Annotated in this window: 20 protein-coding genes; 4 read left to right on the top strand and 16 right to left on the bottom strand. The window is 42.9% G+C overall.

Annotation, left to right across the window (positions count from 1 at the left end):
- Positions 1-137: 137 nt before the first annotated feature.
- Positions 138-308 (bottom strand): hypothetical protein, encoded by a 171-nt coding sequence (locus tag V8Q34_RS20135; protein ID WP_156120797.1) that lies wholly within the window; start codon positions 306-308, stop codon positions 138-140.
- Positions 309-355: 47 nt separating this feature from the next.
- Entirely contained in the window at positions 356-2,284 is a 1,929-nt protein-coding gene (locus tag V8Q34_RS20130; protein ID WP_118743308.1) for an asparagine synthase-related protein, read from the bottom strand.
- Between the two features lie 200 nt (positions 2,285-2,484).
- On the opposite strand from V8Q34_RS20130, the gene V8Q34_RS20125 reads away from it, so the two are divergent.
- Complete coding sequence (locus V8Q34_RS20125) at positions 2,485-2,751, top strand: PqqD family peptide modification chaperone (RefSeq protein ID WP_033139340.1); 267 nt, start codon at positions 2,485-2,487, stop codon at positions 2,749-2,751.
- A gap of 40 nt (positions 2,752-2,791) precedes the next feature.
- Here V8Q34_RS20125 and V8Q34_RS20120 read toward each other — a convergent pair whose 3' ends face one another.
- The 6 genes from V8Q34_RS20120 to V8Q34_RS20095 all read right to left on the bottom strand — a co-directional run bounded on the left by V8Q34_RS20120 (position 2,792) and on the right by V8Q34_RS20095 (position 9,192).
- Positions 2,792-4,324, bottom strand: coding sequence for a lipopolysaccharide biosynthesis protein (locus tag V8Q34_RS20120; RefSeq protein WP_335836186.1), 1,533 nt, complete (start codon positions 4,322-4,324; stop codon positions 2,792-2,794).
- Between the two features lie 23 nt (positions 4,325-4,347).
- Complete coding sequence (locus V8Q34_RS20115) at positions 4,348-5,595, bottom strand: hypothetical protein (protein WP_244805938.1); 1,248 nt, start codon at positions 5,593-5,595, stop codon at positions 4,348-4,350.
- A 28-nt stretch (positions 5,596-5,623) separates the two neighbouring features.
- Entirely contained in the window at positions 5,624-7,021 is a 1,398-nt protein-coding gene (locus V8Q34_RS20110) for a sugar transferase (RefSeq protein WP_033139338.1), read from the bottom strand.
- Positions 7,022-7,059: 38 nt separating this feature from the next.
- Entirely contained in the window at positions 7,060-7,536 is a 477-nt protein-coding gene (pssE, locus tag V8Q34_RS20105) for a PssE/Cps14G family polysaccharide biosynthesis glycosyltransferase (RefSeq protein ID WP_103733254.1), read from the bottom strand.
- Positions 7,533-7,997: a PssD/Cps14F family polysaccharide biosynthesis glycosyltransferase gene (gene pssD / locus V8Q34_RS20100; RefSeq protein ID WP_033141106.1), complete on the bottom strand. Its 465-nt coding sequence runs from the start codon at positions 7,995-7,997 to the stop codon at positions 7,533-7,535. Before pssD ends, pssE begins: the two co-directional genes overlap by 4 nt.
- 325 nt (positions 7,998-8,322) lie before the next feature.
- Positions 8,323-9,192, bottom strand: coding sequence for a helix-turn-helix domain-containing protein (locus V8Q34_RS20095; RefSeq protein WP_335836185.1), 870 nt, complete (start codon positions 9,190-9,192; stop codon positions 8,323-8,325).
- A 104-nt stretch (positions 9,193-9,296) separates the two neighbouring features.
- On the opposite strand from V8Q34_RS20095, the gene V8Q34_RS20090 reads away from it, so the two are divergent.
- On the top strand, positions 9,297-11,513 hold the full coding sequence (locus V8Q34_RS20090) for an alpha-L-rhamnosidase (RefSeq protein WP_335836184.1): 2,217 nt from the start codon (positions 9,297-9,299) through the stop codon (positions 11,511-11,513).
- Positions 11,514-11,614: 101 nt separating this feature from the next.
- On the opposite strand, the gene V8Q34_RS20085 is transcribed toward V8Q34_RS20090, so the two are convergent.
- The 4 genes from V8Q34_RS20085 to V8Q34_RS20070 all read right to left on the bottom strand — a co-directional run bounded on the left by V8Q34_RS20085 (position 11,615) and on the right by V8Q34_RS20070 (position 16,501).
- Positions 11,615-13,381, bottom strand: coding sequence for an alpha-galactosidase (locus tag V8Q34_RS20085; RefSeq protein ID WP_052099413.1), 1,767 nt, complete (start codon positions 13,379-13,381; stop codon positions 11,615-11,617).
- Positions 13,382-13,403: 22 nt separating this feature from the next.
- Entirely contained in the window at positions 13,404-14,231 is an 828-nt protein-coding gene (locus V8Q34_RS20080; RefSeq protein WP_033141103.1) for a carbohydrate ABC transporter permease, read from the bottom strand.
- Entirely contained in the window at positions 14,231-15,103 is an 873-nt protein-coding gene (locus V8Q34_RS20075; RefSeq protein ID WP_033141102.1) for a carbohydrate ABC transporter permease, read from the bottom strand. The genes V8Q34_RS20080 and V8Q34_RS20075 overlap by 1 nt, the downstream gene beginning before the upstream one ends.
- A gap of 63 nt (positions 15,104-15,166) precedes the next feature.
- Positions 15,167-16,501: an ABC transporter substrate-binding protein gene (locus tag V8Q34_RS20070; RefSeq protein WP_148392611.1), complete on the bottom strand. Its 1,335-nt coding sequence runs from the start codon at positions 16,499-16,501 to the stop codon at positions 15,167-15,169.
- Between the two features lie 239 nt (positions 16,502-16,740).
- Between V8Q34_RS20070 and V8Q34_RS20065 the strand changes: the two genes are divergently transcribed.
- Both V8Q34_RS20065 and V8Q34_RS20060 read left to right on the top strand, forming a co-directional pair.
- Positions 16,741-18,546, top strand: coding sequence for a histidine kinase (locus V8Q34_RS20065; protein WP_052099412.1), 1,806 nt, complete (start codon positions 16,741-16,743; stop codon positions 18,544-18,546).
- Complete coding sequence (locus V8Q34_RS20060; protein ID WP_335836183.1) at positions 18,524-19,966, top strand: helix-turn-helix domain-containing protein; 1,443 nt, start codon at positions 18,524-18,526, stop codon at positions 19,964-19,966. Before V8Q34_RS20065 ends, V8Q34_RS20060 begins: the two co-directional genes overlap by 23 nt.
- Here V8Q34_RS20060 and V8Q34_RS20055 read toward each other — a convergent pair whose 3' ends face one another.
- The 4 genes from V8Q34_RS20055 to V8Q34_RS20040 form a co-directional block, all read right to left on the bottom strand.
- Entirely contained in the window at positions 19,967-20,992 is a 1,026-nt protein-coding gene (locus V8Q34_RS20055; protein WP_033141099.1) for a substrate-binding domain-containing protein, read from the bottom strand.
- A 196-nt stretch (positions 20,993-21,188) separates the two neighbouring features.
- On the bottom strand, positions 21,189-22,601 hold the full coding sequence (locus V8Q34_RS20050) for an MFS transporter (protein WP_052099411.1): 1,413 nt from the start codon (positions 22,599-22,601) through the stop codon (positions 21,189-21,191).
- A 16-nt stretch (positions 22,602-22,617) separates the two neighbouring features.
- Positions 22,618-23,559: a sugar phosphate isomerase/epimerase family protein gene (locus tag V8Q34_RS20045; RefSeq protein ID WP_033141098.1), complete on the bottom strand. Its 942-nt coding sequence runs from the start codon at positions 23,557-23,559 to the stop codon at positions 22,618-22,620.
- 26 nt (positions 23,560-23,585) lie between these two features.
- Positions 23,586-24,506: a sugar phosphate isomerase/epimerase family protein gene (locus tag V8Q34_RS20040; RefSeq protein ID WP_033141097.1), complete on the bottom strand. Its 921-nt coding sequence runs from the start codon at positions 24,504-24,506 to the stop codon at positions 23,586-23,588.
- Between the last annotated feature and the right edge of the window lie 99 nt (positions 24,507-24,605).

Genomic DNA, 24,605 nt, shown 5'->3' with positions numbered 1-24,605 from the left:
TTTTATATGTTACATCATATGCTCATTACAGATATGATTCAAGTTTTCTATCAATATTGTTAGATTTACTTTTTAAAAAAAGAATGACCCCCTGTAGTCCAGCAGTCATTCTTTTACTAAAATACATTATACTGAAATTAAAGAGATGCAGCAGCCTCACCGAATTCCTGTTTCCATCCTAAAATGTTTCCCTGATCATCTGTCACTGCAGTTTTTTCTGAATCAGGGTTGTTTGGATTCATTACGCCAAAGGCTGTTTCCTTTACGTCCAGAACATCTACATCTGGTATTATCCACGTTTTTCTCATACTTGTCACCTCCTTTTGTGTTACCTATATTATCCTGTTTAAAATCACTAATCAACTCTTCTATCAACATTGTAAGACTTTTTCGCTTCGAGATATTCCAATAATATATTAGTAAAAATATGGCGCACAATCTCAAAATCCGTCATATCCTTTATCCCCTTTTCCTCCAATCCTGTCAGTGCCTTTTTGCAGTCAATACAGGTGCTGCCGGAGAATTTTTTGTAGTTTTCCTTCCACTCTTCTTCAATCTGACTGCTGAAGGGAAGCAGGCGTTGTTTTAAATCTGCGCTCTGCCTTCCCATGCCCTTTTCTTTCAGAATATGAGCCGGCACAATATCCTTCATATATTCAGCGATCAGACGGCGCCTGACACCATTATGGGTAAACTGTCCGTACGGCAGGGAGGTCACAAATTCGATCATCCTCTTATCCCTGGTAGGGTCCCGCATGATCACTCCTGTAAACAGAGAATTTTTCTGCATATACTCTCCGTAATGACGCAGAGTATCTGCTGTGAGGAATGCCTGCTGATAGGCCTTATGGGAATAGGAGCATTTCTGGATTTTTTTATCCAGCCGCAGCAGCCTTTTGTCCGAGCCGTTTTTTTTCAGATAGTCCCTTCTGACAAAAGATTTCCCGAACAGGGCTTCTCTGTCTGCCTTTTTCACTTTTTTGTGAAAAGAATCCTTCACAGCTGTCTGCAGAACGCTTTTTTTCGTAAAATGCAGTTTTTTATTGATTCCGCAGACTTCCCTGTACAGGGTTATCCATCTTCCCCTCCTGAAAAGCCAGGCCAGATATACCATCGCATTATCAAAAGAAACCGTTCCGTTGCCAAACATACCGCCCAGCATAATCCTTGCATTTTTCTCGTATGCCTGTCTCATCCCCTCATAAATCCAAAGCATATTCTGAGGCGACTTATAGGGTATCTCCGAAATCCTCATATATTTTTTTCTGTCATACCAGCAGTTCATTTCCGGCATGTTCATAAAGGTACATTCCAGATTCTCCACCACATCTGCCGTTTTTTGAACAAGTTCTGTCTCGTCCGTGATATAGCCCTTCCCCAAGTCCGGTTCATACCCGTGAAAAGGTACAGAGGTGAAGGAATAAAGCTTTTTTCCGCACTTTTCCAGTTCCTTTGCTGCCAGACAGGCAACCGAAGTGGAATCATAACCTCCGCTTAATAAAACGGCTGTTTCCCCCGGAGAACGCAGAAGACAGGCTGTACATTCTCTGTACAGATCCAGAAAATGCTTTTTATACTCCTTATCACTTTTATACACTGTTTTTTTCTTTTTCTGATAAGGCTGCCAGTAACAGCGTTTCTTAATATCTTTCTGCGTAATTTTCAGGAATCCGGCCGGAGCCGTACGGTAAATCCCCAAAACCGGTGTCTCTTCCGCCTCTGTAAATGCGTTCAGATTATCCTGCCCTATGTAATCTGCCACCCACCGGTCATTTATTTTCAGCTCACCGCACAGCTCCTCCAAAGGTCTCATCAGAGAAGAATAATAAAACACATCGTCGCGGATCAGGTAATACACATACCTGTAGCCAACGGCATCTGCCAGAACCGTGACTTCTTTTTTTCTCCTGTCATACCAGACAGCAGCATATGCTCCCAGCAGATCATTTTGACAGCTTTCCCCATATTTTTGAAGCATCAGGTATAACAGTCTGCCATCTGTCACAGCATCCTGCTCTTCAAAATGAAGGCGCTTTAATAATGCTTTGCGGTTATCCAGGATAACGTCCGCGTCGAAAAAAAATTCCTGCGCTTTTATGGGTAACTGCTCACTTACAGCTTCTTTGGTAAAATACTGTATTCCGCACCCCATATAGATATCGTCTTCTTTTATCTCTTCCCACCGGTCAATCACACAGTCGGAAAATGCGCTTTTCAGGATACTGCACTCTTTTGCTCCGATCTTCTTACCATTCAGACTGACAGCGCCACATATTGCAGACATAAGATCCTCCTCTTTTGGAAACGTTTCCGGCAGCAGCAAATAACATTACTTTGCAATAATTAATTGATAATTTAATGTTTTTCGTAATGTTATCACTAATTTTATTGTTTTTTATTATTTTATCTAATTAATTCCTTGCCGCTTTTCTTAAAATAAGGTACAATAATTTTATAATAAATTCATTTACATGGAGGTAAACAATGGATAAATATACCATAATACAACTGAAGAAAAAATTGAATGTAACAGATTTATCCGGTGAAAAAGTCATGGTAGACTTTGATTCCGGAAAGTATTTTATGATCAAAGGTGCCGGTAATGATATCTGGAATTTAATACAGACGGAAATTACGGTGGGGGACATTATTAAGAGACTTATGGAAGATTATGAAGTCTCAGAAGAGGAATGTACTTCTGCTGTTATAAAATTTCTTCAAAAAATGAAAGAGCTGGATTTCATTTATTGATCACCATAGATCTTATCTCTATGTCCGGCAGCCATCCGCTTCAGGAGATTTTACTCCTGATCCATTCAAGCAAATACTGCCGGTCATCTTTTTCCAAAATAACAGCAATGTTTATAAGCAGACCAATACCGCCTAAAACAACCGCTGAAAAAATCAATCCTGGCCATGAGCCGTCAGGAAGGATTCTCTTAACTAAAAAACCAACGAAAATCAAAATTCCTGATGACCCTACTGTCATAGCCACCTGAGAATAAAATCTGTTCCACTTAAAACCCAGATATTTTGATGCAGCCGGCAGTGTAAATACCATATTTCTGGCCAAATTACATACCGTACTCACCCCTGCCACTGCATAAATACCAAAATCCGTAAATTTTACGAATATAAGAGTGATCAGACAGGATATACATCCGCTTATCAACATGGCAGCCGCATTCTCTTTTACTCTGTTCACTGTTGTAAAAACATTGTAAAGTATCTGAATTCCACTGGTGAACATGTATCCTAAAATAGACAGCACTGACAATATCTGCAATAATTCCGCATCCTGAGAAGGAACCCATAATTGAAAGAACTTGTCCCCTAAAACAACTATGACTGCAATGGGTATGGTCATGACAATGGAAGTCAGCTTCATGGCCCGGTTCATGTCACGAAAGATTGCCGTCTTATCGCCCTTTGCATAGTTAATGGTAAGCTCCGGGGCAAATGCACCACGAATAGCCGCCGATAACTGCTGCATGTAATTCGGCAGTATTTTCGATAAAGACAATATCCCCATAGCTGCTGCTCCTAGAAATAAATTACAGATAATCAGGTCCAAACCACTCAAAAGTATATTTCCCACATTAGAAATTGTATTCCAGATTCCTGAGCCAACAAGTTTCTGTATTGCATCTTTGGAACAGATCATCTCCTTCGGACGCAGAAAAACTTTTAACTCCGGTGTCAATTTGTGCGTATTATACCAGTTAAACAGCAGCAGAAGCACCGTCACCGCGGAAGAAGCCATGCCCACATAATAAACCTTTGGGGCCATGACAGTGAATATCAAGAAAAGAAACAGGCAGCGGAACAACGCTGTCCCCATCTGCGGAATATAGGAACGGTCCAGCCTGTTGGCAATATAAGTTCCGCATTCCCAGTTCGGAACCCCTGTTGTAAGCAAAAAGTTAAAAAACACAAAGCTGAATAACACTTTAACATCAAATATAATATTTTCAGGAATCCGGATCATGACTTCCAGTCTGGCAATCGTAAACACTGCGGGTATCAAAAAAAGCACAGTAATGATCAAATTCCCCCAAAAGACTGAATTATAATAGAGATTTGCTTTTTTATAATCTTTCTGCACATATGAAATAGAGATAAAGCGGGCTGCCATACTGTTCAGAGCCGCTGCCACTAATTGTGCATATGTCACAAAATTATTTGCCAGTGTTATAAATCCGTTAGCCTCCACTCCTATATTTTTTACGATATAGGGAGACAGCCAAAAATTGATTATCACATTTGCAGCCAAAACCATAAGGCTGCAGATAACATTGATCATTGTTTTTTTGTTTGTTCCCATTCTTACCTTCCGCGATCCATCCTTTACTTATTAATATTTATGATGGTTTTTATTTTTCGTTTACATCCGGACAGGAATTGATAGATTGGATGGTAACCTAATTTTTTTATATCCATCTTATAAAACCACTGCAGCTCTTTTGGCAGTACTGTAACTTCAATCTTTTGTCTCATGGTATCCTGTGCCCTTTTGTAAACGCTGTCTCTTCGATAGGGCGGAATATTTCTTTTGTCATAATAGATTTTCGGAAATTGTCTCAGCTGCTTTTTTGTATAAGGAAACCCATATTCTTTGGCGTCCGCGCCTTCTGCGGTAATCTCCAGAATCGTTCTCCAGCACTTCTCACATTCACAGCAATTTTCGCCGCCGTCTGACTGCCAGCATACTCTCAGAGGAATGGCAATCCCTGTTTTCCCGGAAAAAGAAGTAATATTATGTACCTTATCCTGACGGTCAAACTCATATCCATCATGAACAACCTTAACTTGGCAAAAACGCAGATGGTTATCAATCGTGGGATCCGAAGCACAGGTAATGATTCCTTTTTCCTTACTTGTAAAAGAAGATGCAAAATATACTGTGGATTTTCCCATCAGGCAGGTAATAGGTGCAGCATGGCCTATGATCCCAATTCCATGCTGAAACCCATGCCACCAGCCATCACCACTTTCCACAACTTTTTTATTTAATTCATCATCATTTAAAAACAGCCTGAAGCTTGATTTAATAGTCACATAATCAAGCTGAAATTCCTCTGCTGTTTTCTCCAGGTGATGAAACACTTTCTGCCATCCGGTTTCATCCTCAAACTTTATGTCTGCTCCCCATACGGTTAACAGAACCGGTTTCTCTTCCAGATGCTCCACCAGTGTATGAAAAGCATCCACTCCTCCGCTGAAGAATGCGGCTGCGCCCTTATTCCTTGGATTTTCATTTTTTATAATGTTGTATGCAGTGAAGGTTCCGGCAAACCTGACCGAAGGATACATATCCTTATATCCCTGCTTAACTGCCTCTATACAATGATAAAAATCCCAGTCACAGGAAGGGACCTGTATTTCCGCATTCCAGACCCAGGAAATCGGCAGTGTGTTACATAAAAACGGAATCACTGCTATACTCTCCGGTATCTCTGAAATGTCAGCAGAATATTCCACAAAAAACGGTTGTTCCGGCCGAAATACCTTCTGCCATTCTCCCTCTGCATGATAGCTGTATGTAATACGGTTTCCCTCTATCAGCGGTGAATCCAATATGATTCTATTTTTCATCTCACGCCGTCTCCTATTATTTTCCTGTTCAATATGCACCTTTTCTTTCAAATAAAACATGTACGGTGCAAAACAATATTTTAAGATCCAATAACAGGGACCAGTTGTCGATATATTTCAAATCCAGTTCTACTACCTGTTCAAAATCCGTTATATCATTTCTCCCGCTTACCTGCCACATTCCTGTGATCCCCGGTTTAATACTGATTCTCCGCCACTGGCTCCTTCGGTATTTTCCCACTTCATCAAGTGTAGGCGGTCTTGTTCCCACAAGGCTCATTCTTCCCTGTAAAACGTTGAACAACTGAGGAAGTTCGTCTATACTGGTTTTTCTGATGAATTTTCCCACTCTTGTTATTCTGGGATCATCCTTGATCTTAAACATAACTCCGCCTGTCATCTCATTTTGTTCCAATAAATCTCTTTTTTTCTCCTCCGCATCGGTGTACATACTGCGGAATTTATACATATGAAAGTGACGGCCATTTTTCCCGACGCGTACCTGTTTAAAAATAACAGGCCCCGGTGAATCCAGTTTTATGGCTGCCGCAGTGACAAGCAGAACAGGACAGGCTGCTATGATCCCCAATATACTGACTACAATATCCATGACTCTTTTCAAAAACTGTTCATAATTGTTAAGTGTGATGGTATGGTAGGTGACTACAGGATAGGTGCCTACCGAGCTGACATAACTGCTGAGCCTTCGCCGTGCAGAAGAGTCGATCACTACTTTGACCGTCACTCCCATCTCCATACATATATCAATATACTGCTGTATCTCAGATATACTCTCATGATTCCTTTGAATAAAGTAAATCTGGTCAATTTCATGGGTCCGTATAATTTCCTCCAGTGATTCTAAATATCCCAGAACATTATACATCCCGTTTGCTTCTTCTCCGGCCCTCAGAATATACCCTATTTCGTTCAGCCTGATACTGGTCTTATTGAGAAAATAAGTGAATTTCTTATATTCATCAAAGACTCCTACAAAAGCTGCACGCGGTGCCTGAGCGCTGCATTTTACAAACTGCAGCAGTCTGCTGAAAATGATATTTATACTCAGAAGAAAATAAGAAATCATCAGAAAAACAAAATAGAATCTTCTGATATTCTTTCCCGGATTAAAGACAAACAAAACCATGGCTGTTGTAACGGCAGCCAGACCCCAGGATTTTGTTATGATCCGGTAAAACCTGTCCAGATAAAAAAACAAGGTAACATTATAAATACGTGCTTCCTTGTTGGACAGAATGTAGATCACTGCAAACGCTTCTACCATTGTCAGGCAATATAGCGCCTCCGTCTTACTTATCTTGTTAAAAAAAATAAAATATTCCACTGCAAAGGCCCCTGCCAATACCGCAATATCAAGACAAATCTGCAGTACATTTGTCTCTGCTCCGCTATTTTTTCTATTCATTCAAGTTTCTCTCTTATAACATTATTTTTAATTGCCCGCTATTCAAAAATTTTAAGGTAATCAAGAATAATATCTTCAATTTTTCCACCCTGAATTATATAAGGGGCAAACTTATGGTTTTTTGCTTCTTCTATATATTCCTGCAGTCTGTCCAGGTCCCTGCAGTATAAAACACAGTCCTTGCCTGCAAATGCTTCTGCAATCTGCTGCTGATGATCATCCACATGTTCATGATACTTTTCTAACCGTGGGACAACAATCACCGGCTTTCCTTTTAACAGACCCGACATAATGGAGCCTACTCCTGAATGCGTGATCAAAATGGAACATTCCTCTATCATCCCATTAAACTTTTCGCTGTCAACAAAATCTGCATAACGGCAGTTTACCGGTACATAAGCAGAAGAACCTGTCTGTATGAATACTTCTTCCTCTAATTGAGGAGCGATCTTATCAACCGCCTCTACAAGCCGGTTCATCTGGAACTGCTGGGTGCCCAATGTAACTAAAATCAAAATATCCCACCTCCGAGCATGGCCTTCGGATATAATTTCAGCATATCTTCCCATTGGACAATAAACAAATCCGTAAAGCTATACAAGAGTTTCCCTGTCAAAGAGGGGGTCTGGACCCTTGCAAAAGACTCCACATATATTATTTTAGTGCTCATCAGTTTCCCTATTACGCAAAAGGGATATGCGATCAAAGCTCCGGTTGTTATAATGAAATCCGGCTTTTCCATCAAAAGTATATAAATTGCTTTTATAAACAACCAGAAAAATTTCGGCAGAAAGGTGAGCTGTTTTCTGTTGGTTTGGGAAGTCATATATTTTCTGCTGCAAAAGTTTTTTAATTCAAAGTCACTTTTTTCCGTTATTAAAAAGCAGTCATTTTGCTGTTCAATTGTCTTTAATTTTGATATTTCTTCCAGATGCCCCCCTGAGGATGCAATAAACGCAATTTTCCATTTTCTCATGATTTTCCCTCTCCCACTCAATAATATCCGGTCGTTTTGAGATTCTACATTATTTTGCATTACAATATGCATTACCCCATTAAACAACTTTTCTCAATTTTTTTGCAATTTTCCTAAACAAAATACAATTTTTCGTATCATAAATTGTCTGTTTTTCTCTTAAAATCACTGTTTTTAGCAAAATAAAAATTGCAGCGACTTTTCCATAAATCGCTGCAATTTTATATAATTTTATATGCTTACAGTTTTGTTAGCTTTCAAATTTGTAAGCTTTTTAAGGGTTTCTTCAGCAAAAACATTAAAAACAGATTGGGCAGACAGGCAGTTATCCTTTCACTGCCGAAAGACTTCTGTACTCCCTGGGCGTCATTTTTACAATTTTTCTGAAAATGCTGTTAAAAAACTTTTTATCCTCATATCCCACTGCCCGGGCGATCTCCCCAATCCGCATATCACTGCCCGCCAGCAATTGACAGCTCTTCTCTATTCTGACCTTCTGCAGATACTCCCGAAAAGACAGGCCTGTATCCTGCCGGAATATTCTGCTGATATAAGACAATGTATAATGATATTGCCGGCAGAACATTCCCAGGTTAACATAATTTTGATAATTTCTGTCAACGTACTGAATCACTTCCAAAACTGCTCTGTGTTTTGGATGCCTGGGTTTCTTATGAATGCCTTTTCTAAGAGTCAGGATCAACAGCTCGATCAGCCTGCATCTGAACACCTCCGCATATCCTTCTTTTTTCTCCTGGTATTCCTCCAGCATCCCCATGATCAATTGTTTGATTCGGCCATCCTCATCATGAAAGATACGGTCTACCGGAGTCTCCCCGGATATGGATGCATAATATCGGATCAGACACCCATGAAGAAGTTCATCCAGAGAACGGCACCCCGTCATGGTTTCATCTATGACCTCAGGCAGGAAAATACAGTTGACCAGTGTAAAATCTTCACTTTTCGCGTAACTGTGTACACTGCCGTAATCCATGATAAAATAATCGCCCTCTGTCAGAACCCCTTCCTCCTTATTCAGAGTATGCACAGCTGTCCCCTTCATCACATAAACCAGCTCAAAAAAATCATGGTTATGGCTTTCCATATCCATCTGCTGGTATGGCATCATGACCAGCCGCTCCTGTTCCTCTTTTGACACTTCCCTGATATGTATGGTAACCGACTTATCCATAAAGACAAATTCACCCCCTATTTTAGTAAAATACAGGTGTTTCTTTCCATTTTATTCTCTGATATCATGAAAGTCAAGAAAAGAAAAACGGAGGTACTTCTTCAATGGAATGGTATGCAAAATGGATCAAACCACAGACGGACACAGGGGATGTCTGCCCCCTTTTCCAAAAATATTTTTTTCTGGAAAAACCGGTAAAGACTGCCAGACTTTTTATAACTGCCCTTGGTACATACGAAGCGGTATTGAACGGAAGCCGCGTGGGAGAATTTGTCCTGGCCCCTGGCTGGACTTCTTATGAAAAACGTCTTCAGTATCAGGCTTATGACATTACAAATCTGCTGGAAAAAGATAATCATATTTCCGTGACCGTGGGAAAAGGCTGGTACCGCAGTCCTATGCCCGGCTGGAGTAAATCCTCCGTCCAGGAGGAATTGAAAAAAAGCCCTGCAGGACTTCTCGCCCAACTGGAGATCACCTATGAGGACGGTTCTGTGGAATACACAGTAACGGATGAGACCTGGACATTTACGGAAAGCCCTGTCCGCTTTTCGGAAATCTACGACGGGGAGATCTATGACGCCTCAATGGAGTGCGGCAGCTCTTCTGCAGGCAGCGGCAGCCGGGATTACGGTTCCGCCAAACCTGTATGTGCATTTGAAGGCCCGACACACACCCTGATTCCCCAGCAGGGTGAAGAGATCCGGGAACAGGAAAGACTGGCTCCTATCCGTATCTTTACCACACCGAAAGGAGAGATCGTGGCTGACTTCGGCCAGGATATCACCGGTTATGTAGAAATCAATCTTACTGCCAAAGCCGGGGAAACGGTTGAACTCTCCCATGCCGAGGTTCTGGATAAAGAAGGCTGTTTTTATACGGAAAACTACAGAACAGCCAAAGCCCAATACCTGTATATCTGCCGTGACGGACAACAGTCCTACAAGCCAAAACTTACCTTCTTCGGCTTCCGCTATATACGGATCGATCAGTTCCCGGGCGGTACATCTGCTGCAAAACCGGAAAATTTCACAGCAGTAGTGATACACTCCGCTATGCGTCGGACCGGGTATTTCAACTGCTCTAATCCCTTGCTGAACCAGCTCTTCGACAACGTCATCTGGGGACAGAAAGGTAATTTTGTGGATGTGCCCACAGACTGCCCCCAGAGAGATGAGCGGCTTGGATGGACCGGGGATGCACAGGTATTCATCCGCACAGCCTGCATGAATTATGATGCGGAAAAATTCTACACCAAATGGCTTGCAGATATGATGGCAGACCAGGGCCCGGACGGAAGAGTCGGCCACGTGATTCCCGACCTGCTCTCTGAGGAACCGGCAAGTTCCGCCTGGGGTGACGCGGCAGCGATCTGTCCATGGGAACTCTACCTTGCATACGGTAATAAGGAATTATTATCCTCTCAGTTCACCCTCATGAAGAAGTGGATCTCCTATATTTCGACTCACACAGAGACAGAATATCTGTGGACAGGGGGAACGCATTACGGAGACTGGCTGGGTCTCGACGCTCCATCCGGAAGCTATAAGGGCTCTACGCGGGAGGATTTCATCGCTTCCGCTTTCTATGCCTATTCCACTTCACTGGTGATCGAAGCCGGAAAAGTGCTTGGTGAAGATGTGGCAGAGTATGAAGAACTGTATACTAAGATCGTGGCTGCGTTCCGGACAGCCTATCCAGAGTACAAGACACAGACGGAATGTATTCTGGCTGCCCATTTCCACCTTGCAGAAGACTGCCGGGCTGCCGCTGATCAGCTTGCGTCTATGATAAAAGAATGCGGTGTAAAGCTTCAGACCGGTTTCGTCGGTACGCCCTATATCCTGCATGTACTGAGTGATTACGGCTATTCAGAACTTGCCTACAGCCTGCTGCTTAGAAAAGAATACCCCTCCTGGCTGTATCCGGTCACAAAAGGCGCAACAACAATCTGGGAACATTGGGATGGGATCATGCCTGACGGAAACTTCTGGAGTGCGGATATGAATTCCTTCAATCATTATGCCTACGGTTCCGTGGCTGACTGGATCTACAGTGTAGCCGGGGGAATCCGGAGAATTCCTGAATTTCCGGGTTATGAGAAGGTAAAGATAGCACCCGTCCCTGATGAAAGACTTGACTGGTTATCCGTAACTCTGGATACACGCCACGGAAAAATCTATTCCGGATGGAAAAAGGCAGGAAATGTATGGCGGTATGAAATCACTACGCCGGTGGATGCTGTTGTGGTTATTGATGGAAAAGAACAGCAGGTAACAAAAGGAACTTATCTGTTCTACAGTGCAATAGAAAAAGCATAGTCTCTGCCTTATTAAAAACAGACAAAAACCGGAGATTGCACAGCAGCTCATATAAGCAGCTCCGTGCAGTCCCCGGCTTTTAAATCTTCTATTTCTGTCCTTTATTTCTCATGTAAAAACTTAACCATTCCCCCTGTGGGTACCACAATATCCGTCACAGGAACAGCATCCCAGACCCCTTCTTCTACTATCCCTCCCATACAATTTCGTATCTCGTAAACAGTTCTCGAATCGACATCCAGCCGTATACAGACTTCTTCCTCTTTTACTGCATGAATATAATACATACACTTATGAAGCCGGCGCAGATCAACAGTTCTGCCTCTGCTGTACTGTACCAAAATCTGTATTTTCTCATCCTCCACCATCACCTGCGGATAAAGGTTCTCAGGTTCCTGAGGCTTGATCTGGGATTCCTGTAAAAGCTGTTTATGCTCCTGCATAAACGCCATCCAGAATAGCAACATTTTTTTCATTTCTTCGGTAAGCTTATCCAAACTTACTGATATCTGTACCGTGGAAAAAATACAGCTCAGCACTTGCAGCGCGGCATCCTGGGCGGTTTCCGCCTCATGCCACATCAACATATCTGAATGAACTGCTGTCTTCCCTGAAAGAAGACGCAAATCCACAATTCCCACCCGGTTGCTGATGCCAGATCCCGGACAATCGGAAACCCTTAACAGATTCCCATACTTTCTGATCTGCGGACCGATATATCTCTGGCGGAACTCAATCAGTATATCCGGCCGGACAGAAGTAAGCTCCTCCATTACTTCTGTCAAAAGGACATCCAGCGCTTCCTGCACATCCGCATAATCCATTCCTTCGGAAAAGGACGGGCTATCCGGATGAAGATAAAATTCATCTATAAAATCCAACTTTAGTCCGTCGATTCCCCATTCCTTCACTGCTTTCCCATAAATACCCTTCAGGTATTCACGCACCTTGGGATATCGGATATCCAGAATTCCGGCCTGCTGAAATTCATTCCAATACAGTAATTTGTCTTTAAATAACTCCCATGCCCGCGACATTTTTCCAACATACGGAACAGAAAACCACATAAGATATTTGAGTCCCATATCCTGAACGTTCTTTACATGCTGTGAAAAATCCGGAAATTTATCTGCTGCCGGTTCCCAGTCTCCGCAGAATGCATAACCCCGGTTATTATCATCCGTCTGCCATCCATCATCTATGATAACAGTGGAAAATCCTAATGCTGCGGCCATTCTGCACTCCTTCTCCACACTCTTTGCGTTCACCGACTGGTGCTGAGAATACCAGAAAGAGTAAAAGGGATTTCTTGCCGCCTCGGGGACTTTCATCATACGCCATCCGGGAGCGCTCTCCCACCATTTTCTCACTCCCGCCAGTGTATCCCAGTATGGCTCGTTCTCCCGGCTTTCCCATATTTTAAGCTTATATTTCTCCGGGAACAAACCTCTTGGGAGAACCATACTGATTCTGCATAACATGGTTCCATCTTCTTCATGAATGCCGTACTGCATGTTTACTTTCTGTTTCACTTCAGACAAGGCTATGGTATGTCTGTTCTTCCCTTTTCCGTTAAAAAAACAGATAACAGGAGCAGAGATAGAGGTCATAGACTCCACTCCCGGAAACCAGTCTGCCTTTATTGACCTGTCAAACCCACAGGCAGGATACCATCTGCCGCTTATATCCAGAACAGGAAATGAAAACTCTACCATGATTTTCCGTTCTGTCTGCTGTTCTTTCTCCGGCGCATAGGAAAATTCCACTTCCCTGCAGATTACATTCTTTTCATTACAGAGCACCTCTGTCTTATACTCTGCCGGAAAATTACTGGATATTTTCCAATTATCATCAATATATTTTTCCATACTTTCCTTCTCCTGTTTCCAATCATTTCACTGCACTGTCGACCATACCCTGGATAAAATACTTCTGTAAAAATACAAAAATCACCAGAACCGGCAATACCCCCAGCAGTGCAGAAGCTGCGGCCGCATTCATATTATTTGCTGTCTGGGAAAAATAGCTGGCAACTGCCAGGGTAATTGTTTTAAGTTTGGGGGCCTGAAGAAAATATAAGGAAAACTGGTAATCATTCCAGCATCCAACTCCTGTCAGGATCACAACACTGGCTACCACAGGCTTTAACTGCGGCAGAATGATCCGGAAAAAAGCCTGAATAGGACCGCATCCGTCAATAAAGGCAGCTTCTTCCAATGCCTCCGGTATCCCTGCAATAAAATTGGAAAACAGGAAGATACTCATAGGCAGATTAAAGGTAACTAATACAATGATAATCCCCCAATAGGTTGAGATCCCGTGTATTTTTACCATAGTGCTGTAAAGGGGTACGAGTATGCTCAGCCCCGGTATCATCATAATGCCAAGAATAAATCCTTTTACTCCCATATTGAATCTGGAACGGTTTCTTGCCAGGGGATAAGCGGAAAAGGCACCGATCAAAGTAATAAACACAACAGAAAACACAGTGATAACAGCCGTATTTTTTAAGGCCATCAGCATGTTTCCTCCATCCAGGGCTTCTTTAAAATTATTCCATTCAATATAAGCGGGCATGATCCATCTGGAACTGGTATCCATGGAAGATTTGGCTGCCACCCCCACCAGGATATAGATAGGAATGATATGTACAATAATAACTACTGCGCCTATCAAATAGAGCCACCAGTTTCTTTTTCGTATTTTTTTATTTTCCATTACATATATACCTCCTTCTTATTGAAATAAGAAGTCACCACATTACTCAGTATCATGATCAGTAAAAATGAGAACAGCCCTATCGTAGCAGAATATCCCGCATTTGTAGCCTGGAAATACTGATTTGCAACAAGCGTAGAAAGTGAATGGGAAGAGTATCCCGGTCCTCCTTTTGTCAGAGCCTGAATCACATCAAACAACTTCAGCCCTCCGATGAGATTTAAGGTTACGGAGGAAGAAATAGCAGGAATCAGAAGCGGAACGGTTATGTAACGGAATTGCTGCCATCTGCTCACACCGTCAATTGCTGCGGCTTCATAATACTGGGAAGATATATTCTGCAGGCCGGCCAGATAGATTACCATGGATATTCCCACATACTGTATGCTGTTAATCAATGTCATTATGATCACAGCCCTGCTGCCGCTGCTGAGCCAGTCTACCGGAGCCTGTCCAAAAGCTGCCATAATATCATTGATCGCACCGCCGTCATACTGCACCAGGAAATACATAATATATCCCATGACCAGGCCTGATATCATAACCGGTGCATACACTACTGTACGGATGATCGTTCTTCCTTTGATTCTGGTATTTAACAATATTGCATAGCTTAATCCCAGAATATTTTGAATAATCGTACTGCCAATTCCATAAATCAGAGTATTTTTCAGCGCTGTTAATATATTACTGTCGTGAATGAGTTTTATATAATTTGCAAATTCCACATAGGTATATTTCTGTGAATAGCCATTCCAGTTGGTAAATGAAATCCTGATTCCCTCTGCAAACGGATAAATAACAAAAAATAAAAACAACAGTATAGCCGGAATGTAAAAAATATTAATTACAGATTTCCTGCCTTTTTTCATCTTGCCATTCCCCTCCTTTTAAAAAGGGCGCTGTCACAGACAGCACCCCTGTATCTGATTTTACTATTGCTGTGCAAGTTTTTCTTCGTAAGTCTGCTTCATATTATTTACTGAAGTTTCAACTGCATCTTTTTCTCCGGCCAATATACTTGTTCCGGTTGTGCACATTACATCATACAACCCATTTGGCAGATAAACTCTGTCAAAGTATGGAATCGTTAAGATGCCCGCATTCATGTATTTTTCATAATAAGGCTGTAATATACCTGTCTCACTCTCTACACCTTCCAGACCTGCAGGCATACCGCATGCTGCGGCTAATTTGGAACATACCTCAGGGCGGGCCATATAGTTCAGTAATTCCAATGCTTCTTTCTTATGAGGACTGTCTTTCCATACGCCTACGGCCAGATCTTCACCGCCGATCATACATGGTTCCTGTCCCTCTTCTGATGCCGGAATCGGCATAATTCCCAAATCAGCATTCGGATTTGTCTGCAGGGCCTCAGCCACCGCTTTTCCCGTGTAGAAGGTGAATGCAGCTTCGTCTTGTGCCAGCGCTTTACAGCTTGTAATATAATCTGCAGTCAGACAGTCTACATTGAAAAATCCTTGATCGCTCCATTTTTTTACCATTTCACTGATAGGTTCCCAGTTATTCCAGTCAAAACTGCCATCCAGAAGTGCTTTCCCCCATCCTTTTTCCTCATCATTTGTAAGGAACGTTGGTGCGATCAGATCCAGCATGGTTCCGATTGTCCAGTTATCTTTTCCTCCCACATGAATCGGCGTTTTGCCGCTGTCTTTTACTTTTTGACACGCCTCTTCAAAATCGGCCCATGTCTGGATATCATCCACATTGACACCTGCATTATCCAACACCGTCTTATTAAAAGTCATTCCACTCAAGTCCGCATCTGCAGGAAGCACATACATATTTCCCTCTGCATCCGTTATCATATCTTTAATGGAATCCACAATCTTATCCGCAAATGGCTGGTCATTGATGGGTTCCAGATATTCAACATATAAAGATGTTGACCATCCATGGGTAGAGAATAAATCCGGCATATCATTGGAAGCCATTCTTGCTTTGATCATCTCACCGTACGTTCCCGGCGCAGATACCTCAACAGCTATTCCTGTTTCCCTAGTAAAATCATTACACACCTCTTCGATCGTATCCGTGATTACGCCTGTCATATTGTGCTGAAATTCCAGTGTGACACCTGTACTCTTTGCTGCCTCTCCATCGTCTGACGCATTGTCTTCTTTCTTTGTTTCTGTTTCACTTTTTTCTGTCTTTCCGCTCTCCTGTGGACGCTGGGAACATCCGCTGATTGCTGCCGCTGTCATTACAGCCGCCATAATTCCTGCCAATAATTTTCTGTATTTCATTTTTTTCTCCTTTTTTATCGGGCCCGTTTTATGAATTTATTATAACAACTCCCTTCGTATTTTAAAATGTACTATTTCTATCCTCCAAGTACCTTTTTCTACAGTACATTTATTCATATTATTAAAATTCTTCTCATATCCTTTTTACATTCTGCACAAAAATATCCTTTTGTTCTTTTTATTATTGTAATCATTTTCAAATCTGCTATGATGGTTATTAACTGAAACGGAGGTAACTTATGAAGAAAATAAAAAACAAAAAACGTTCCTTCCAAAAAAATATTTTTCTCCTCTTTCTGTTATGTGCAGTCGTTCCGCTTATGATTAATACATTCCTCAATGTATCCCTCTATTCTCTGAGACTGTCTGATGATACGACACAGAAATATAACAATGTATTATCTTCTCTTGGCAGCAATATAGAATCTTATCTGGAAGAGATGGAACGCCTTTCCCTAAGCCCATATCAGTATGACGATATGATGAATCTTTATACCTATATCAGTACGCAGGGAAATCATTCCGAATCCTCTCCAAGCCGGTGGTCTCATTATGTCACACAGTATGAACGCATAGCCACGAGACTGACTGCCCTGAGTTCTGCGGAAATTCTGGGTCTTGCATTCTTTCCCACAGGCCCAAACAGTGACAAAGGATATGTCTATCGAAAAAACGACTGCAGACTTCACGAATTTTCTGCCAAGGACTACCCTTTGGACTCCTGGTTTTCCTATGAACCATCCGCTTATAAATATGTAACATACTGTGCGCCGCACACAGTTTCTTACTATGAAAATGAAAAAGACTGTTCCGTTTTCTCTGTTATAAAACCGATTCGGGTTCTGGATTCAAAAAAAGATGTGGGTTTCTTAAAAATAGATGTGTCTACCAAATTGTTTTACCATTTATTTTCAGAAATATCCATTTCTGATCTGTCATGTATCACCATATTGTCAGAACAAGATAAAATAATTTATGCTACAAATGAAGCGACAGGAAAAACGTTTTTGGATGCCTATCTATCCAATCCGGATTCCTCGGGAGTAGTATGTTCCTATTCCCTGAAAAAGAACGCATGGAAAATGTTATATTTTATATCTTACACGGAATTTTATAAACCTGTTCTGGAAACACTTCTCGTTTCTTTTGTTTTCGGAATCCTTATTTTTCTTTTTTCCATCTGGAATTACAGAAAAATATCTTCTCGTTTTACAAAACCGCTGCAGAATATTCTATATATTATGCATGAAGCGGAGGATGGAAATCTGGACGCAAGAGCGGATGAAACCCTGCCTATGAATGAAGAATTTGAACAGATCACCATACAGCTTAACCGGATGATTGAAAGCCTGGATGAACATATCAAGAAAGAATTTATGGCTGTTATCAGTCAGAAAAATGCACAGTATCAGGCATTGCAGGCACAGATAAACCCTCATTTTTTATATAATACTTTAAACAATTTCGTTGCGCTGAACCGTATCGGTGAACGTAAATTGCTGGAAGATTCCATTATTCAGCTTACACGTATTTTCCATTACACCTGCTCAAATTCAGGCTACAGTACATTACAGGAAGAATTTTCATTTATAGAACATTATCTTTTTCTCCAGAAAATCCGTTTTGAGGAAAGGCTGGAATTTTCCCTGCATCTGGATCATGAGGCGGAAACTTTCCTGATTCCCCGTCTGCTTATACAGCCTTTAGTGGAAAACGCCATCGTCCATGGAATGGAGGATTATGACAAGCCTACACGTGTAGAAGTTGATGCTTCGCTGATTACCTTAAAGGGAATCGGAACATGCATTTTTCTGGCCGTTATGGATAATGGAACCGGATTTGATAAAAAGAAACTGAATATAAAAAACAGTGTGGGCCTGCTGAATATCCAGGAACGCCTTCAGCTTTTCCAGACGGAAAGTTTTTTTGAAATACACAGCGCAGTAGGAAAATATACGGGAAGTTATATGATTATCAGAAATATCAATACCAGTCTGATAAAAGAAAGGATGGATGGACAACATGAAAATATTGATTGCCGATGATGAACGCATGGTGCGTTTAAGCTTTATCAGTATGTGTGAAGAACTCTTTCCCGGAATGCATGAGTTTTTAGAGGCACGAAACGGAAAGGAGATGTTTTCCCTTGGTAAAGAACACCAGCCGGAACTGGCTTTTGTAGATATACGCATGCCGCTGATGGACGGACTGACTGCCATAGAAGAACTTTCCGGCCTTTGTCCCCGGACACAGTTTATCATTCTAAGCGGCTATTCTGATTTCTCCTATGCACAGAAAGCCATACAGCTTGGCGCACGCGATTATCTGCTGAAACCGCCTTCTCTGGATGATATCAAGAAAATTTTCATACAGGCAGAAGCAGACAGAACCCAAAAGACATATGAAGATAATCAGGTCTTTTTTTATGAAACGGTTGCACAGTTCAATACATACTGTATTTTCCCAAAACTCGACCAGGATATTGCCGGCAGTTTATCTGCCTATCTGTTCTGTGTGGATTACAAAGAACCGGAAGCACAGAAACAATTTTACAAGGAACTGTATAAAAATATCCAACGGGATCTGAACCCTTTAATCCGTCTTTCCTGCCGTTATTCCCTGTTCCATCTTCCGGAAGGTGAAATATGCCTGATCATAAAAATGCCGCAGTCCTCCCGCCGTCCGAGTGATATTTTGCAGAAAATTTCCTCTGCATTCGGTGTTCCTGTAACAACCTTTTATCTTCAGGGAGGTTCTTTGGAAGAAATATTCCATAAAATAACCTCTGCCATGGATCTGTTCTCTCTAAGGATCTTCTGTGGATACGGCGGCTTTCTGGATGAAAAAATACTGCAGACTTTTTCAAAGAAAAAGCAGCTTTTAACCCTCAGTGAAACCATAGAAAATCTGCAGCTTGCCTATCAGGACAGGGACATCATCCAGTATGAAAAGCTGTTACAGAATCCGTTTTCCTTTTCTGATCCTTATCTGGAAAAAGAACTGGACTGGGAAGGTGTCCGTAAATATCTGCAGCACTATTTTCAGCTAAACGGCACGGTAAATGACTTTACATCCCTGTACCATTTTCTGCTGCTGGGCAAAGAAGATATGTATAAAACAGCCCCTGTAAACAGCGCTCCGAACATCACCGAAAAGGTCAAACAGTATGTGGAGGAGCACTATATGGAGGATATTGGAATTAATACCATATCCTCCATTTATGGGATAACCCCTAATTATCTCAGCAAGATCTTTCACCAAAAGGAAGGACTGCGCTTTATGGATTATCTGACGCTGGTCCGTATCAGTCACGCCAGGCGTCTGCTCACTTCCAGCAGCACACTGTCTGTCAATGAAATTGCTGAACAGGTAGGATATCGGGGAACCCGCCACTTTTCAAAGGTCTTTCAGAAACTGACCGGGCAGACGCCTTCCGACTACCGTAAATACAGGCCGGAACGCTGATTACAGACTCTCCTTCACCATCACATGAATCTCCGAATACAAATGTTTCCGGTAAGGATTTCTGTCGTAGATCAGTTTGTCCAGCAGAACCTCTATACTTCTTTTCCCCTGCTCACTAAGGCCGCTGCCCAGTGTCATGGTCACAATATCTTCTTTCATAAGCTCCAGAATTTCCGGATAATCCTCGTAGCAGATGAGGCGCACGTTATTTCTGCCGCTGGCTTCCAGCTCCTCGCCTGCTGCCTGGACACATCCGCAGGTGATCAGTATGCCGTCTATATCCTTTTCCTCCCGCAGGATTCTCTGCATCTCCCGCCGCATGATAGCCGGATCCTCTTTTGTGGTCACACTGGGAAGCATCTCTATCTTGGGATATGCCTCTGTGATGACTGTGCGGAACCCGCCCTCACGTGTGCCGAAGGGGAAGGACTGATGCTCATCCCCATCGCTGGTTATGACCACGGTTCTGCCTTTTCCACCCAGAAACTCGCCCATAAATCTGGCTGCCACTTTTCCCGCTTTATAACCGTCCTGTCCGATAAAGCAGAAACGCCTGCTGCCCTTGATATCTGAATTGACTGTGACCACAGGAATCTTTTCCTCTGTGCAGCGGTCAATTGCTTCGACGATCTCGTGTGCGTTGATGGGACTTAAAATGATGCCGTCCACCTTTTCCTCACGATACCGGTCCAATAGATCCGCCTGCTTCTGTACATCGGAATAGGCAATGATCTGAAACTCCAGATGCACCTGAAAGGAACTGTACTCTTTCAGCTTCTCCTCGATTCCCTCTCTGATATAGGGAAGCGCATCCACCTTCAGGAGCAGCACTGCAATACGCAGCTCTCTGTTCTGCATCTTAAGGGCTTTTCCGATCGGATTCGCCTCATAATTATTTTCATCTATGATCTTCTGTACCTTTTTACGCACATCATCACTCACGCCCGGTCTCTTATGAAGCACTTTGTCGACAGTAGACCGGTGCACGCCCGCCATTTCCGCTATCTGTTTAATGGTTACTCCCATATTTATCAACCTCTTTCCTGTCTGTCCGGTTCCGAAAGCGTGCTGACTGCCGTGATGGGTTTTCAAACACGCTTTGAGAGAGAACGTACTCTTAGACTAAGTATAGCGCATTATCCGGAAGATGAAAAGAGAAAAATGGCATGCCCCGGACGTGTTATCTGAGACATGCCATTTTAAATTTATTTTGATTCTGTCTTTAATTCTCAGCCTTTTTCTTTAAATCAATCTGCGCCTCTCTTTCCAGAAGCTCTTTCATGATCGTCGGATATTCCTTATCCAGGTGATAGAACAACAGCAGGATGATCATGATTACACCCAGAATCGTCACACCGTAAATGAACAGGTTGGAAATGGTATGCAGGGCCTGCGCGGACTGTGTTCCAAGGTCACCATTGTACTGGTTTGCTTCCATAATGAAGCCAATCAGCGCGGAGCCGATACCCTGGCCGAACTTCTGACCGGATGTGGCTGCTGATTGTATGGCACCGGCTGTGCGCAGCCCGGTCTTCCACTGTCCGTATTCTATGGCATCTGCGATCATGGTAAAGATCATGCCCAGAATAGGCGTCATTCCGATTCCCCTAAGCAGGCCGCCGAAGGTTACAACCGCAATGCTGGTAGGGTTGACCAGCAGAACCAGAGAACCGGCGATGATAAAGAGCGCGCCTACGATACACCAGTTTCTCTTGCTTGTCAGGTGCATAACCTTGCCTAAAAGCAGAGTTGCAACTATGGTGATACCGAAACAGGCTGTGTTTACATTTCCGATAATCTTTGTATCACCCACGATCCATTTGCAGTAATAGGTAGCCATGGTTCCCGCAAAGGTCTGGTACATGGCAAAGAATACAAAGAACAGGAACAACATAATGAAGTATTTATTCTTAAACAGAGCAGGCAGGGCCTTTTTCAGAGGAATCTGTTCGCCGCCCATCTCATCTTTTACCACGACTCTCTCACGGACTGTTGCAAAGCAGAACAGCATCAGGGCTGCAGCGCCGACTGCATAGATTGCCGTCAGGATGATCCAGTTCTTCTGAGAATCCATGCCGCCGCCGGGCATCATGTCCAGAATTCTTGTGAAGAGAAGAGTTACAAGAATATTTCCGATGGGGCTCATTGCCATACGGATAATATTGATTTTTGCCCTCTCATTCTGGTCACGTGTCATATAAGTCATGGTCGTGGCAAAGGGCAGCTGGAACAGTGTGTAAACAACTGTCAGCATCAGGTTGTATGTAATAAAAATGTAGATAGCCTGCGCCATTGCCCCGATTTGAGGCACGGTTATCAGAAGCACTGCTGCGATGGCATATGGAACGGACATGCGCAGCATCCACACACGGGCACGTCCGTATTTGGAACGTGTCCTGTCTATAATAAATCCGGCTGCTATGTCCGATACTCCGTTGAATACCTGGGAAATAGCAATGATCATGCCGATTACGGCTGCAGATACATGGGCCACGTCTGTATAGAACATGACGAGGAGACTTGTCGCTATGGTAAATACGATGTTTGTGGAGATTTCACCGCAGCCATATGCAAATTTTTCAAATCCTGTTACCCTGTCTTTCTGTACCAGTTTGTTAAATCCGTTGAGATTCATCCGGGCACCTCTTTCCTTATTTGCTTATTGTCTGATTCAGGGCGTCGATGGAGGTGTTCAGGCCTGCTTCCACACTCATAGTCAGGTCTTCCATTTCCAGAGAAACATATCCATCATATCCCATCATGTGACATACTGAGAAGAATTCTTTCCACCACTGCAGGTCTTTTCCGCATCCCACTGCCACATAGTTCCATGTTCTGTTCTCACAGTCTGTTACCGGTTTTGATTCAGGAAGCCCGTTCACATCGCACAGACCTCTCTCAATGCGGGCATCTTTGCCGTGAATGTGATACAGTGCGCCTTTTAAAGCTCTTGCTGCTGCGATGGGATCTGCTCCCATAACCATCAGGTGGGACGGGTCCAGATTCATTCCGATCATGGGGTCTACTGCATTTCTCAGCTTCCAGAGAGTCTCCGGGTTATAGACAAGCTGGCAGGGGAACTCTTCAATGGCAATCTGTTCCACACCGTTTTCCTTGCAGTGAGCCACGAATTTTTTCCACCAGGGGATTGCCACATCCTCCCACTGGTATCTTACGGTTTCCACCATATAATCCGGCCATGAAACAGTTGACGTGATCCAGTTAGGAGTTTTGTCCTCAGGTCCGCCTGCCGGGAGTCCTGACATCATGACAAGTTTCTTCACACCCAGTTTTCCTGCCAGCACTGCTGTATCGTAAATCGTCTTAGTGTGAAGTTCTCCCATCTCACCCGGACACAGAGGATTTCCGGAGCAGTTGAGAGCCGCGATTTCCATACCCCTTTTCTCGATCTCAGCCTTATAGGATTTTAATTTGTTCTCATCTGCCAGTAGCTCCTGTGTTGGAACGTGTTTGCAGCCGCCCCAGCCTCCTGCTGTCATTTCCACTGCATCTATACCTAATGATTTTACCTTATCCAACATCTCAGTAAAAGACAAATCGCCTAAAACATCTGTACAAAGTGATAATTTCATGATCTTTTCCTCTCTCTTTCCTATTTTTATCTGCCTAAAAGTTCTCTTTCGATTCGTTCTCTGGCTTCCGGTGCCTGTTTATCCATTTTTTCCGGGAAACCAAACATGGAAACACAGGCAATATTGTCACCGCCTACTTTCGGGGCATTTTCCTGCAGCTGTTTATTTGCAAAATCCATGTCACGAAGGGTCTCAAAAATACCGTCAAAATCCACGTCTCCCTCACCCATTGCCAGATGCTGATGAATGGTCACATCCGCTTTTCCACGTCCGTTCAGCCACGGGGGATTGGCAATATAGCGGCAGTCCAGGGTCTGGTTAAAGGTATCCGCGAACAATACATGAGTCAGCTCGTCGCCTGCGTATCTCAACATGGAACGCACATCCCCTTTGCCCTCGTCATAGAAAAAGCCGTGGGGGGAAGAGTATACATATCCGAGATTCTTTGAGCGGAAGGATTTTACCAGATCACAGGTTTCGTTATTCAGCTCACAAAAATCATAAGGGTGGGACTGGATTTCCACACGGATGCCTTCTCTCTCTATGATAGGAAGAAGCTCCTCCATGGACTTGAACCACATGCCATTACAGATTTCCTGCTGATTAGGGTCTCCGGACAACTCGGTGTTGATGACCTGGACGCCCATGTCCACTGCAATCTCGATCATACGTTTCCAGTTGGCAACCGCGAACTGTCTCTGCTCCTCAGTAGGACCTGACCAGCGGTATACAACAATAAAGGATGAAATTTCTACACCGGTCTCTTTTAATGCCTGTCTGTATTCCTGCTCGCATTCTTTCGAGAATAACGGGTGTTTGTAAAAGGGATTGATCCTCGGGTGTGGGGACTGCTCAATGTATTTGTATCCCCAGTCAGCTACCTGATGGACCATGCGGTTGATGTCCATCTGCTTTGCCAGTACATCTACATCAAATGCTATTTTCATATTCTGTATCCTCCTATGGATTTAAGAGTTCGTGCTCTCTTCCAGGTAAAAATAAATGAGATTTCTTTTCCGCAATTGTCTTCCAAAATTCTCCCTGGC

Origin of the sequence: Blautia sp. JLR.GB0024, from assembly GCF_037000545.1 — a bacterium.
In the GTDB taxonomy this organism is placed as follows: Bacteria; Bacillota; Clostridia; order Lachnospirales; family Lachnospiraceae; genus Blautia; species Blautia celeris.
This window is presented reverse-complemented; position numbering and strand designations above follow the sequence as displayed.